At 34.5% G+C, this 14,151-nt stretch carries 13 protein-coding genes; 8 read left to right on the forward strand and 5 right to left on the reverse strand.

What is annotated here, in order from left to right:
* Positions 1–179 precede the first annotated feature (179 nt).
* Positions 180–1,730, forward strand: coding sequence for a methyl-accepting chemotaxis protein (locus tag F1325_RS13215; protein ID WP_109371003.1), 1,551 nt, complete (start codon positions 180–182; stop codon positions 1,728–1,730).
* 109 nt (positions 1,731–1,839) lie between these two features.
* Here F1325_RS13215 and F1325_RS13220 read toward each other — a convergent pair whose 3' ends face one another.
* The 3 genes from F1325_RS13220 to F1325_RS13230 form a co-directional block, all read right to left on the reverse strand.
* Complete coding sequence (locus F1325_RS13220) at positions 1,840–2,418, reverse strand: NAD(P)H-dependent oxidoreductase (protein WP_109371004.1); 579 nt, start codon at positions 2,416–2,418, stop codon at positions 1,840–1,842.
* 357 nt (positions 2,419–2,775) lie between these two features.
* Complete coding sequence (gene yafC / locus F1325_RS13225) at positions 2,776–3,675, reverse strand: DNA-binding transcriptional regulator YafC (protein WP_160230564.1); 900 nt, start codon at positions 3,673–3,675, stop codon at positions 2,776–2,778.
* 246 nt (positions 3,676–3,921) lie between these two features.
* Positions 3,922–4,212: a putative quinol monooxygenase gene (locus F1325_RS13230; RefSeq protein WP_109371006.1), complete on the reverse strand. Its 291-nt coding sequence runs from the start codon at positions 4,210–4,212 to the stop codon at positions 3,922–3,924.
* Between the two features lie 114 nt (positions 4,213–4,326).
* On the opposite strand from F1325_RS13230, the gene F1325_RS13235 reads away from it, so the two are divergent.
* The 5 genes from F1325_RS13235 to F1325_RS13255 all read left to right on the forward strand — a co-directional run bounded on the left by F1325_RS13235 (position 4,327) and on the right by F1325_RS13255 (position 11,022).
* Positions 4,327–4,755 carry an MFS transporter gene (locus tag F1325_RS13235; RefSeq protein WP_160230565.1) on the forward strand — a complete coding sequence of 143 codons (429 nt, stop codon included), beginning with the start codon at positions 4,327–4,329 and terminating at the stop codon, positions 4,753–4,755.
* Positions 4,756–6,516: 1,761 nt separating this feature from the next.
* Entirely contained in the window at positions 6,517–8,043 is a 1,527-nt protein-coding gene (locus F1325_RS13240) for an L-lactate permease (RefSeq protein ID WP_109371008.1), read from the forward strand.
* Between the two features lie 119 nt (positions 8,044–8,162).
* The gene (locus F1325_RS13245; RefSeq protein WP_099659343.1) at positions 8,163–8,882 is read left to right on the forward strand and encodes a (Fe-S)-binding protein; all 720 of its coding nucleotides are present in this window, start codon (positions 8,163–8,165) and stop codon (positions 8,880–8,882) included.
* A gap of 12 nt (positions 8,883–8,894) precedes the next feature.
* Complete coding sequence (locus tag F1325_RS13250; RefSeq protein WP_075670932.1) at positions 8,895–10,316, forward strand: LutB/LldF family L-lactate oxidation iron-sulfur protein; 1,422 nt, start codon at positions 8,895–8,897, stop codon at positions 10,314–10,316.
* Between the two features lies 1 nt (position 10,317).
* A complete protein-coding gene (locus F1325_RS13255; RefSeq protein ID WP_109371010.1) occupies positions 10,318–11,022 on the forward strand; it encodes a LutC/YkgG family protein in 705 nt (234 codons plus the stop codon).
* Between the two features lie 123 nt (positions 11,023–11,145).
* Here F1325_RS13255 and umoC read toward each other — a convergent pair whose 3' ends face one another.
* Entirely contained in the window at positions 11,146–11,550 is a 405-nt protein-coding gene (gene umoC, locus F1325_RS13260; protein ID WP_109371012.1) for a lysozyme inhibitor LprI family protein, read from the reverse strand.
* Positions 11,551–11,948: 398 nt separating this feature from the next.
* On the opposite strand from umoC, the gene F1325_RS13265 reads away from it, so the two are divergent.
* Together F1325_RS13265 and F1325_RS13270 are read left to right on the forward strand one after the other, a co-directional pair.
* Complete coding sequence (locus F1325_RS13265; protein WP_075670926.1) at positions 11,949–12,293, forward strand: DMT family protein; 345 nt, start codon at positions 11,949–11,951, stop codon at positions 12,291–12,293.
* A gap of 407 nt (positions 12,294–12,700) precedes the next feature.
* Positions 12,701–13,084: a YkgJ family cysteine cluster protein gene (locus F1325_RS13270; RefSeq protein ID WP_109371014.1), complete on the forward strand. Its 384-nt coding sequence runs from the start codon at positions 12,701–12,703 to the stop codon at positions 13,082–13,084.
* Between the two features lie 475 nt (positions 13,085–13,559).
* On the opposite strand, the gene F1325_RS13275 is transcribed toward F1325_RS13270, so the two are convergent.
* The gene (locus F1325_RS13275; protein ID WP_406588764.1) at positions 13,560–14,141 is read right to left on the reverse strand and encodes a DUF1287 domain-containing protein; all 582 of its coding nucleotides are present in this window, start codon (positions 14,139–14,141) and stop codon (positions 13,560–13,562) included.
* Positions 14,142–14,151 lie beyond the last annotated feature (10 nt).

Below are 14,151 nucleotides of genomic sequence, written 5' to 3' on the forward strand. Positions count from 1 at the left end.
ATAAAAAAATGGAGGAGATCTCTTTTTTACAATAAAAATAATATGTTAAAAATCAATGTAAGCCTTTTTATCTCCCTTTATTTAGTTTAATGACTAAAGTTCTGCCACTGCTTACCGATACTGTTTGTTCTTAAATAAGTTACCAATACTTATTAATTATTATTTATCCAGGGTTAAGCATGTTCTTTAAAAACTTTAAAATTCGTACAAAGTTAACCATCGCATTTACAACTTTTGTGATGCTAATTATGTTGGGTTCCAGTTTCGCATTAATGGGTTTAAATAGTGCGAATAAAGATATTCATGATGTCGTTGATGATATCTATCCAGCCACAGTCAGAGCCAACTTACTGATTAATAATTTCAATGAATTTATCATATTTCAGCAACTTACTATGCTTGATGAGCAAGGAAGTTTAGCGGCTGAGCAAGAGAGCAAAAAAGCAGAGATCACCGCTAAAGTTGCGCAATTGCTGAAAGAATTAGACGAAACAACACACGATGCTGAATCAAAAAAAATCTTAGCTGAGGTTTATGAGATCCGTCAGCAATATATAAACTCTCAAAACTTTGTGGTGAAGGCATTTAATGAAAATAACAAACACGCAGCAGTCAATGAACTGATCACAAAAACTTCCGCTATTCAGTTAAAGTATCGCGATAAAATATTAGAGTTTATCGAATTACAAGACAAAAAAATGGCAGAGGCAGGTAACGCTGTTGAACGTGATTTCATTGAGAAAAGAATATTTTTAGTATTATTAACCCTAGTCAGTATTATTGTGGGCAGTATTTTAGGATGGTTTATTACTAAAGGCATTACACTTCCATTAGAGAAGGCAATAAATTTTGCTAAAGCGATTGCCAATGGTGATTTAACACAAGAAGTGAATATTGATTATCATGATGATGCAGGAATACTATTACAAGCCCTTGCTGAAATGAAAACGCACCTATTAGAAGTTGTGCAAAATGTACAAAACAGCGCTGAAAATATTTCGTCGGCAGCAGAGCAAATTACAGCTGGTAGCCAAAATTTAGCAGCAAGAACAGAAGAACAAGCAACATCAGTAGAAGAAACGGCAAGCTCAATGGAGCAAATGACATCAACTGTTAAAAACACCGCAGATCACACTCATGATGCGATTAATGTTGCTGAAAAAACTGAAATCGCCGTACATCATAATGGCGAAATGATGCTTCAGATAACTGAAAAAATGAGAACCATTAATAGCTCATCATCTCAAATGACAGATATTATTAACTTAATTAATGCCATTGCATTCCAAACTAATATTCTTGCACTAAATGCCGCTGTTGAAGCCGCTAGAGCGGGCGAACATGGTAAAGGTTTTGCGGTTGTTGCTGGTGAAGTCAGACTACTGGCACAAAAAAGTGCAGACTCCGCTAATGATATACGCACTCTTATCGATAATTCATCAACTCAAACACAAGAAGGAATGGAATTAGTTGAACAAGCCGGTTCACAAATCCAAAAAATGATCGCTGATGTCGAAGAGATCAGTGCGCTATTGCGTGAAATTGGACAGGCAAGTAATGAACAAAGTGATGGTATATCGCAAATCAATAACGCTATAAGTCAGCTTGATTCAACAACTCAACAGAATGCGGGATTAGTTGAGGAATCGGTAGCTGCTGCAAGTTCACTTAATGAACAAGCACTTAATCTGAATAAATTAGTGAATTACTTTCAGATTAAAAGTATCTAATATTTAGTTGAATAAGTTTATTGAAAAAATAAAGGTCACTAGTCTTCTATCATAGTGACCTTTAAACGTGTTTTATGTATGTTCCAAACGGCTATACGAATAAATAAACTCAACCAAAGACGTGAGTTAAATGTGCTTTATATTCAGCAATATCATTATCAACCGTTGGCTCTTTAATAACATCATTGACCATAAAAGTCGGTAATTGAGATAATCCTAAAAATTGTTGTGACTTGTGGAAAGCGAAATAAACACCATCAACACCTCTGCCATCAAAAAAATTACCAAATTCATTAAAGGCTTCAACAGGCGCATTCCACGTTACAGAGATCATGTATTTCTTACCTTGTAACAGCCCCCCTGTACCGTATTGCTTTTTAGGATCACGACGCGTACGCCCATCGTTCTCATATAACTTGCCATGACCAAATGTATACACATCATCCATATATTTTTTTACTTTCCACGGCATCATCATCCACCAGCCAGGCATTTGATAAATAATGGTGTCTGCCCATAGAAATTTCTCGATTTCGTCGTCAATATCATAGCCATCTTCTATTTGAGTTTCTTTAACGCTATGACCTAATGTAACTAAATGCTCAGCAGCAACATCATGTAGTGTACGGTTTAATTGACCAGCAGAATGACCGAAGTTTTGACCACCATTAATCAATAAAATATTCATGCCAACTCCTAAATTTTCTCTTGCGATACGTTTAATAGAGTTAATTTAACAGGAAATAAAAAAATTCGCACACAACACCAAAATCTATAAAAAATTAAAATTCAGGATTATTTTCTTATCATTAAAAATTAACAAAGATAATTAAGAATAAAAAACTGAAATAGACCACTTCTACGATTAGGTATATTAATAATAGAGATTATTGCTTTTTAGGCAAAAGTCTATTGTTGCTCAGGCTATTTTTTTAAACCGTTGGCTGTTATAACATTAATAAGAATATCTTCTAATCTGATAGGATCGTCTTACTATCACACTAAGATAAACTGTAAGAAATTAAGGACATTAGTGTGCTAAAAGTTACAGCTTTAATGTGTCAGATAAATATTGAGTTAAACTATCAATAAAAACGCGGATACGTTGGCTCACCACGCGATCACTATAATAAACAGCATGAAAAGGTAATGGTATAGATTGTAATTTATCGCTAAATAGCTCAACTAGTTTGCCTTCTTGAATATCTTTATTCACCATAAAATCAGATAAACAAGCAATCCCTTCACCACTCACGCATAATTGCCTTAATGTTTCGCCACTGTTTGAAGATATCCCTTCTGTTACCGTAATTAATGCATTTTTTTCGATTTCTAAAGGCCATGTATTTAATGAAACAGGCTCAGTAAATGTTAAACAAGTATGTTCGCTCAATGCTTGCGCTGTTGTCGGAATTCTTTTTCGCTCTATATATTTTGGTGAAGCAATAATTTTACGATAGCTATTAAATAAAGGGCGAGCACGTAAACTTGAGTCTGTTAAATGGCCAACTCGTATGGCCACATCCACTTTACGCTCAATTAAATTCACAAAAGTTTCTGATGAGACTAATGACAAAATAATATCAGGGTATTGTTGGCGAAAAATAGAAATAAAAGGGATCAACATATGTAATACAACAGGGGTAGCCGCATCGATACGCAGTAAACCTTTAGGTGAATTTTGTGTGCCATATAACTCATTTTCAGCGGCTTGCATTTCCTGCAAAATAACTTTCATTCGCTGAAAATAAAGTTCACCTTCTACGGTAAGATCAATTTGGCGGGTCGTTCTATTCAGTAAATTAACACCTAATTTATCTTCTAATTTCTTCACTGTTCGGCTAACGGCTGAGTTAGCCAGATTCAGTTTATCAGCTGCTTTTGTAAAGCTTTTATGTTCCACAACTTCAACGAATACTCTCGCTTCTTCTGACGTTGCTTTCATACAATAAGTCCCAGTGCTATCAGGTAGTATATTGGGATTTAAGGATACGGACATTTTTTTATTATTGCAATTAAGTTAATAGTCAAGGGAGAATAGTGAGTTATTGTAAATAGTGTGAATGGTATAAATAAGCGTGACTACTTAAAAAACAAGCAGATATACATAATGTACATCTGCTTAAATCATGGTTTAAACATAAAATTTTTATTTAAAATAATAAGACACATTAACGGAGGGTAAATAAAATTAGGCTAATTTTTCAACAAATTTGATATCTAATAATTCAATTTTATCTTTTAGGTTTTCAACAAACGCTTTCATATGTGCCGTTTCATTGTGTTTATCGATAGCGCTCTGGTTTTCCCATATTTCAAAGAAAATAAAGGTTCTTGGTTGAGTGGTATCCTTATGAAGTTCATACTGGATACATCCTTCATCTTTATGGCTTGGTTTTATCATTGCTTTGCAAGCAGATAACACTTCATTTTCATGATTTTCTTTTGCCACAATCGTGGCAATTAATCTGACATTATTCATATGAAATCCTATATTCCAACATAAGTGTAAATGACAAATAAATAACAACCTGAAATTACTCTAGCATAATTCTTTATTTCATTATTTACATTTAGGCAAAAATAGCTACTTGTTGTGATTGGATTAGGATTTACCGTAGGTAATTACTTAGGGGGTAAGTTATCGGCAAAAGGAATTGATAGAACATTAGTGATGTTTTTTATATTACTGATTTTATCAATGATCCTTTTACCCTTAGTTTCAAATCATTTGTTCTTAACGATTATCACTCTTTTTATTTGGAGTGTGGCGAGCTTCGCCCTTGTTCCACCACTGCAAATAAAAACAATGCAGATAGCCCATGATGCACCGGGTTTAGTTTCATCAGTAAATATCGGTGCATTTAATTTAGGCAACGCTATTGGAGCCGTTATTGGCGGAGTTGCTTTAAAATACAGTTGCAACATTGTCCCTTTAAGTGCGGCCTTAGTTGGGATCATTGGTTTATTACTGGTTTTTGCTCAATATAAAGTGAAAAGAGAACCACAAAGAAGCTTGGCTTAGTCTTTAACGCCCTATTCATACTCACTAAAAAATGAACCTAGTTCACACTTTGGTTCTTTTTTTTCATGTGTAACAACGTCGACAATAAAATGTAAACAATTTTACCAATATCAGACAAACTGTTTGTTTTTGCCAACTTATTTCAACGTTTATGGATGGCGTCAAATGTTAAATCCTAAAACATCGCTAACATAATCGCTGATTTCCGTTATCAAAACAGCGCTATTTAATGATGAAAATAATCTTTTCACTATTAATACTCCCATAATAATCTCAGGATAATGTCACTTATTGTGAGATAAGCTTATAGAGCTAAAACAGGCAGCAACACATTTACACACTAAAGAAAATATTCCGTTAGAGATTATTACGTAGCTGAATCGAAAATAATTATCTGTAAACTCACTTTTCAATCACCTTTTTTACCTTGAATATTTGTATGACAATTATCTAGATGAAATTAATATTTCACCTAAAAATGAGACTATTACTTCAAAAATATTTCATATCTTATCTTTGTTCTATAACAGTCAACTTAAACACTTTTAAAAAGGTAAGAAATCCCCTTAAATAAATATTTTCCTATTATCAAATAGAATTTATTTCGTACTTTCTCATTTATAAAGAATAAGAAAAATAGACTTTTTACTTTTATCAATACGATCAAGATCACGTCAATCATATCTTTAATTGAGAAACGTTAGGAAGAACCATTCTCATTTATTATTTACTTTGCTTATCATAAATTCATTATCCCACTGATTTGTATTACAATTAAATCTAGTTTGAAAGCGAGTAATTGTGCGACTCTGGATACAAAAAGAAGTTAATCATTGATGAGAGAATCATATTAAAGTCCATTTAAACAGTTAATATAATAATATTAACTTTGTATAATTAAAATTATTATATTAAGGATAAATAAAAACAAATCAATGATAATAATTTATTTTCACACTAGATAAAAATAGATATAAATTAGAAATAAAAAAATAAATATATTTTAATAAATAAAAAACACGTAAAGAATAGGCAAGAAATAAAAAAAACAAAAGAAAGAAAACAATAAACATTAAAACAAGATATAAAAAAACAAAATAAAATATTAAAAATACAAAATAAAATATCATTGATAATGAAAGAGAGTGTTATAAAAATAAAAAAACGATAATTTAAATTATTAAGACAATAAAATTTATAACAATAAAATATCGAAATAAAAAATTTTTAGTTTATTTGTTAATAAAATAAGCAAAAAAGCAATTCATTAATTTAATTTATATTTATTTTGGGGATTGATGGTCTTTTTTTACCCTAAAAATGGCATTTTAGACTTCAATTTATCTTTTTATTACATAGCTAAAACCATCAATATCGTTCTTTTTTTCATCAAAAACAAATTTTGCAACAACATTAGCAATACAATTACATTGATGGGCGTCAAAAAACACGACAATTAACAAGCAAATAATGAGAAAAAAGGAATTTTTTTATATTTGTCACACAATTGATTTTATTCTATTACATATCAATAAATATTCCCTACAATAGCCAACTAATCTAACCTGACAATTTCCTAAGTGATGATATCTTTCATTGTTTAGGTTAGTAACTATCTTTTTTTATTTATGATTTATCGTTTCAGCAAAGTAGAGCATTAATAAAACCTAGTACCCTACACAATTATATAATGACCAACTTATAGGTTTGCCAACGCAGTTATAAACGATAACAATTGCAAACTTAAGGATAAAAATAATCATGTCAGACTATCTATCATTCTTATTAGGCATTGTGCCTTTAGCGGTTTTGATTTTTATGATTTTAAAAATGAAATCAGCCGTTCACCATGCCGTACTTGTATCTTTAGTGATAACTGTTGCACTTGCTATTTTCCATTGGAACAACACCATTCAATTTGCTTCAGTCTCTGTCCTTTATGGTGCAGTTAAAGGATTGTGGCCAATCATCATCGTTATTCTTGCTGCTATTTATAGCTATAACTTAATGCTAAAAACAGGTGGCATGGATGTCCTTAAAGATGTACTGGCTGGCATAAGTGATGATAAGCGAGTGCAAGTTCTGCTTATCTCATGGTGTTTTGGTGGCTTTCTTGAAGCTGTTGCGGGTTATGGTACTGCGGTTGCCATTCCTATCGGCATTTTAATTGCACTTGGATTTGATCCTTTTAAAGCAGCAGTTGCCTCTTTAGTTGCCAATACAGTTCCTACTGCTTTTGGTGCAGTCGGTATTCCAGTTTCAATTTTGGCGCAAAATACTGGGCTTGATGTATTAGTATTGAGTAAAACGATTATTATTCAGTTGGGATTATTTAATATCGTATTGCCTTTTGTCATCGTTGCCATTGCTGGTGGCGGAATTAAAGCGATTAAAGGTGTCGGATTTATTACCTTAATGTGTGGTATCAGTACACTGATCCCTCAATATATCGTTGCAGCTAATTTAGGTGCTGAATTACCAGCGTTTGCAGGTAGCTTAGTCAGCTTAATTGTGGTTATTTTCCTTGCTAAACGCATGAAAAATAGTGGTGATAAACAAAAAAATGTCAAAAAACATACTGGCAAAGAGTTGTTAGTAGCAAGTTCTATTTATCTGTTTACTTTTATCTTTATTTTAGCGTGTTCACCTTTATTCCCTACGCTCCAAAGCATGGCGAGTGCGATTTCCACAAAGATCCCATTTGTATTAAGTGAAACACAAACGGAATATCAAACCATTGCTTGGTTAAGTACACCGGGGGTATTAATTATTCTCGCCAGCTTTGTGGGGGGAACCATTCAAGGTGCAAGTGTTTCAACACTTATCTCTGTTCTGGTTAAAACGACTATCCAACTGAAAAACTCTATTATTGCCATCACAGCAATCGTAGCGATGGCAACTGTCATGGATTTCAGTGGCATGATTGGCAGTATCGCTGAAACCTTAGTCGATTTCACAGGCGCAGGATTTATCTTTATTGCCCCAGTGATCGGTGCGTTAGGAACGTTCGTAACAGGTAGTGACACCAACTCTAACGTACTGTTTGGTAAGTTACAAACCAGTGCAGCAGCTAAACTTAATATTGACCCATTCATTCTGGCCGCTGCCAATACCTCTGGTGCAACGGGCGGTAAAATGATTTCACCTCAAAGCATCGCCATTGCTGTTTCAGCGACAAAAATGGATGGCCAAAGCAGTGCCATTATGCGTGAAACCTTAAAATACTGTATCGCCTACATCGTTATTCTTGGGGCGAAGATCGGTATTATTTATCATCTAATGAACTAATTAATAAGGAGAAGTGAGCGTGTTTATTTCATTCACTTCTCCTCTTATAACGAAGCAATAAAAGAATTTTATCTTTAGTAAAAATAATAACATCTGAGCGATGTTTTGGAGTTCGATTAATGAAAGTTAATTTTTATGCGACCTGTCTTGGTGATGTGCTGAAAGCAGATTCAGCCCGAGACACCGTCTTGTTACTTGAAAAATTAGGCTGCGAAGTCTTATTTCAAGAACGCCAAGGTTGCTGTGGTCAGCCTGCGCTTAATAGCGGTTATGTAAATAACGCAAAACCCGCCATGAAATCGTTAATTGAAACATTGGAAGTGAACGACTATCCCATTATTTCACCCGCAGGCTCCTGTACTTACGCCATTAAAGGTTATCCAACTTATCTTGCTGATGAACCACAATGGGCATTACGGGCACAAGGTGTTGCCGATCGCCTTATTGATTTAACCAGCTTTATTGTTAACACCCTTGGTGTTGTCGATGTTGGGGCTCGTCTGCCAGGTAAAGCGGTTTATCACCCATCTTGCAGTTTAACCAGAAAATTAGGTGTCGTAAGTGAGCCTTTAACGCTGTTAAAACATGTTGAAGGTCTTGAAATGTTACCTTTTGCAAACTCAGAAACCTGCTGTGGCTTTGGGGGAACTTTCTCCGTGAAGATGTCTGAAATTTCAGGCGAAATGGTGACTGAGAAAGTCAAACATATTATGGATGTGAGTCCTGATTATGTCATTGGTGCCGATACAAGCTGCTTAATCAACATTCAAGGTCGTTTAAGTCGTGAAAAACGTCCTGTAAAAGTGTTGCATATTGCACAAGTTTTAATGAGCCAATAAGGGAGCCTGCTTATGTCTATCAAAACCAGTGATATAGATTTCAGACCTCGTCTAGAACATGAAATGAAAGACACAATCATGCGTAATGCGGTTGTTATGGCGCAAGAACGCATTGGGGCTAACCGTCAAATCATGGTGAAGGAGCTAGGTAATTGGGAAGAGTGGCGTGATCGCGCTGAACAAATCCGTAACCATGTTCTTGAAAACTTAGATGCTTATCTCTATCAATTATCCGAAAAAGTGACTGAAAACGGAGGCCATGTTTATTTTGCTAAAACAGCAGAAGATGCCTCTCGTTATATTTGTGAAGTTGCCAAAAAGAAAAATGCGAAGAAGATTGTAAAATCTAAATCAATGGTCACCGAAGAAATTGGAATGAATAAAGCCTTACAAAATGAAGGCATTGAGATCATCGAAACTGACCTTGGTGAATATATTCTTCAATTAGATAATGATCCACCGTCTCATATCGTGGTTCCAGCGATCCACAAAGATCGTTATCAAATTCGCAAAGTCTTAAATGAAAAACTCAATTATGAAGGCAGCGAAACGCCCGAAGATATGACGCTTTTCATTAGACAACGTATAAGACAAGATTTCCTTTCTGCTGATATTGGTGTCACTGGCTGTAACTTTGCCGTGGCTGAAACAGGTACTGTCTGTTTAGTCACCAATGAAGGTAATGCAAGAATGACCACAACATTACCTAAAACCCATATAGCGGTTATGGGTATGGAACGTGTGGCTCCTACCTTTGAAGAAGTTGATCCGTTGATAACCATGTTATGTCGTAGTGCCGTTGGCTCACGTTTAACCAGTTATAACACTTGGGTGACGGGCCCACGCGAAGCAGGTAATGTTGATGGCCCTGAAGAGTTCCATTTAGTGATTGTCGATAATGGTCGTTCTGAAATTTTAGGCTCACAATTTAAAGATATTTTACGTTGTATTCGTTGTGGTGCTTGCCTAAATACATGCCCTGCTTATCGTAATATTGGTGGTCATGCTTATGGATCAATTTATCCTGGTCCAATTGGTGCGGTAATTTCACCATTATTAGGGGGTTATAAAGATTTCCACGATCTCCCTTATGCATGTTCGCTATGTAACGCTTGTAATGTAGTTTGTCCAGTCAAAATTCCTTTAGCACAACTGATTTTAAAACATCGCCGTGTGATGGCAGAAACAGGCCTTACACCAAAAGCAGAACGTCGAGTTACAGGTATGTTTAACTACCTCAATTCACACCCTGCCCTTTGGAAAGTGGGTATGAATGTCGGTGCAAAAATGGCGGGATTAATGATCAAAAATGGTTCTACACCAATCAAAATCAGTGTTCTTAATGATTGGATGGAATCGCGAGATCTCCCTAAACCAGATGGTTATAGCTTCCGTAGTTGGTTTAAACGCCATAAAGCAGAAGGAAAAAAATAATATGTTAAACGAACAAAATCGTAATGAATTTCTGCAAACTATTGCTGAAAAATTAGGACGTCCTATTGCGCATAAGCCACAGCCGCAGCCTACACCAGTGAATGATTTAGCGAAAACACGCTTAACTAATTTAACTCAAGATGAACTGTGCAAAGAGTTTACGGACTTTGCACAGACTCAAATGGTGAAATGTGTTGTTAGCAAACCAGATGAAGTTATTAATAGCCTAATTGAGCTATGTGAAAGTTATGATTGTAAAGGCTCAGTGGTAATAAGTGGTGATGAGCGTTTAGATGCACTTGGCATCACAAAAGCGGTTAGCGAAAAATACGAAACTTATATTTGGAACCCTACACTTGGGCGTGAAAATATTGTTCATGCTGAACGCTCTCAAATCGGAATTGTTTTTGCTGAAGCGGGATTAACGGAATCTGGTGGAATTGTTTTATTTTCGTCTCCAGAGAAAGGACGTGCCGTGAGTTTATTACCTGAAACCTCAATTGTGATCCTACGTAAAAGCGATATTTTGCCTCGTGTAGCTCAAATTGCTGAGCGTTTACATAAGATGGCTCAAGAAGGTGTGAGAATGCCGTCTTGTATCAATTTAATTGGTGGTGCAAGTTCTACTGCTGACATTGAATTGATTAAAGTATGGGGGGTTCATGGCCCTGTTCATGCAGCTTATCTTATTATTGAAGATTGCTAATTCAAGATAAAATAACGTTAAAACGATAACAAAATAGCTAACAGTCAGAGTCGATCATCGACGCCTAAATCAAACCCAAAAGATAAGTTAATGGCTTTTGGGTTTTTCTCTATTATTTACCAATTAATTATTTAATAAAACTTTTGCTCTCCATTGATTTAATTTTATTTCACATGCGAGTAAAACATCCCCTGCCCCAGAACCGCCCATTAATAATGCTGATTGTCGTTGACATTCAGCGCTTCTAAATTGAATAAAATGCTGCTGAGAACTGGCTAATGCATCAATGGCACTTTTCGCTGCAACAGAATCAATATCTTCAAGATCACTCTTACTTTTATCATAAATGACATTCATTTGCTGTTCTGTCAGTTTTAACTCATCCAATAAACAAGCTTGCACAGCGGTTCTTGGCTCGTTTGCGGTCACTTCATAACATTTCGCTAAAGGATCGTATTTACCTTGTGCTGAAGAAAAAAAGCTCACTGTAAGTAAACTACAAGAGATCAGAAATAAACTTATCTTCACGCGAATTCCTTATAGATATTTATAATAAAATTTATGTTTAACATAATGTATAAAATAACTAATATCATATCTATTAGTGCGAATAGCTTCATTTTAGGACATATCGCATCTTACTTGATAAATTTAAATTTCAATCGATTAATAATAAGAAAATATTATTTAACACAATATCAATAGATTGAAATTCAACCAATAATTTTAAAAATAGCCATTTACTACTTTAACTTTGCATTTAATTGATAAAATAACAAACTTTCTTATACCGAAAAAAGTCTGCCATTTTAGTTTTCACTATTTTTTTTCTTAGCATAGCAATAGAAAACCCTCTTTTTTTGCAGTAATCTCATACTATTCTTATTGGCAATTTTTGCCTAAAAACGACCCGTGGTATCACTAATATGTTCTACAAATTTACCCCTATTATTCTTCTTATAATTTCCAACGTTTTTATGACATTTGCTTGGTATGGACATCTAAAATATGGCAATAAACCCCTTATTGTTGTCATTATTTTAAGCTGGTTGATTGCATTTGTTGAATACTGCTTTGCTGTACCCGCAAATCGCATTGGTCATAATTATTACAGTGCAGCAGAATTAAAAACCATACAAGAAGTGATCACATTAACTATTTTCGCTATTTTTTCTGTCACTTACTTGGGAGAAAATTTTACATTAAATCATTTTATTGGTTTTCTTTTAATTGGTGCAGGTGCTTTATTTATTTTTAAAGGCCCTTTTTAGAAAAATCGATTAGTAGATATCATTAGCTCATTTTTACAGCATGTTATCTACGCTTATTTTGTTATCGCCTTATCAAAACTGATAAGGCTTTTTTTATTCGAAATCTCATTTTCTGATTACTTTTAATACTCTTTATAGTGTGGTTTTTACGGAGGATTAAATAACATCATCACTTACCATTAAGTTATATAGTCTACTCAGAATTTTTTTCCAAAATAATAGTCTGTTTTGTAATAAAAATATTCTATATATAGAAACATTTCTCTTGAAAAATATTTTTCATTCGGCGCATAATGATTGCTCTAAGAGAAGCATCGTTTCTCTGTCTTTTTTTTGCCTCTCTTAAACTACCGCACCCTTAAAACGTGCGTTTTGTCACTTTAACGTCAGATAAAATGGTATCTGGTATGAGCAAACATTCTAACGATTTTATTTATATGCAGGATAATCCCTGTATGCATTGTGGTGCTTGTTGCGCCTATTTTAGAGTTTCGTTCTATTGGGCTGAAATGGTAAGTGGTGGAGGTGTGGTTCCAGATGAATTAACAGAACCATTAACGCCTTTTCTCTCTTGCATGAAAGGAACAAATTCTAAAAAACCACGCTGTGACAAACTGATTGGTGAAGTTGGAGAGTGTGTAAGCTGTTCTATCTACGAACAACGTCCTTCTCCTTGTCGTGAGTTTCAACAATCTTGGGTAAATGGCATTCCTAATGAAGCTTGTGATCGTGCGAGAGCGGCTTATGGTTTACCTCCATTAACTCATATCACCTTACCGCACAGCGCGTAAGACATCAGAGGGGTTAAGCCCCTCCTGATCATTGAGTAATACCCAACACGCTTTTTATAAAAAATAAAATAACAGCGCAAAAAATCATTATTAAATAATACGTTAGTTTGACTTTATTTTTAAATAACCTAGTATATAAGGTAATGAATTAATAACGTGTGTTTAGTGAGGTTTTTTATTTAAAAATAGCGATATATTTGGAGGGTATTATGATCAGTAGCTCTTTTTTTATCCTTTTCCTTTCTTTTATCTGTTCTACTGCTGTTGTTAGTATGTTACTCGGTGGCTTAGAGGAATGATTATGAATATTTCTGATGAAAATATTCTTCCCCAGAAATAATGCCCATACTTTATATAAAATCAGTATGGGCATTATTTTACTTGTCGTTTAAATTCTAGATTTATTTTTCCTGTTATTATTTTTATTCTATTTTTTATAAAAAATCAGATACCCAAATTTTCCTTGTTTATCTATTTAGTAAGTGAAATGCCCCGTTATTTTCCATGAAAATAAGACATCCTCAGCGACTTGTCCAAACCCAATATTATGCATAACTAGATAACGTTGGTTATCCCCGCTTTTCTTATTTACTACAATGCCAATATGAGGGCGCCCATTATCTAAACGCCAGCTAACAATATCGCCTGGCACATAATCTTCGGCATTTTTTGTAATTGGTTTTACTTTTCCTTTTCGTGTGAAAAAGACCTCTAAATTGGGAACTCTACGGTGATCAATATTCGTATCGGGTTTATTCAATCCCCACATTCGTTTACTTGGGTAAGCGGAAAAATTTGCTTTAATATCTTCATGTAATAATTTTTGTAAATCGATATCAATCCCACGATAACTACGAATAATCACATCACTACAGACTCCTTTATAAGCAGGCACGTCCCCCATTGGGTAGTCTATTTTACGATAATCAGAGTCGTAAAATACGGCTCTTGGTAAGTCAGCCGCATACTCCACCAGCTTTTTATTTTGTTCTGAAGTTAGCGCTTGTGCACTTGAAAAGGGAGTAATGAGTAAGAGTAAAACAGTAATTCCCATTATTTTCACTGTA

Origin of the sequence: Proteus columbae (genome assembly GCF_009914335.1) — a bacterium.
In the GTDB taxonomy this organism is placed as follows: domain Bacteria; phylum Pseudomonadota; class Gammaproteobacteria; order Enterobacterales; family Enterobacteriaceae; genus Proteus.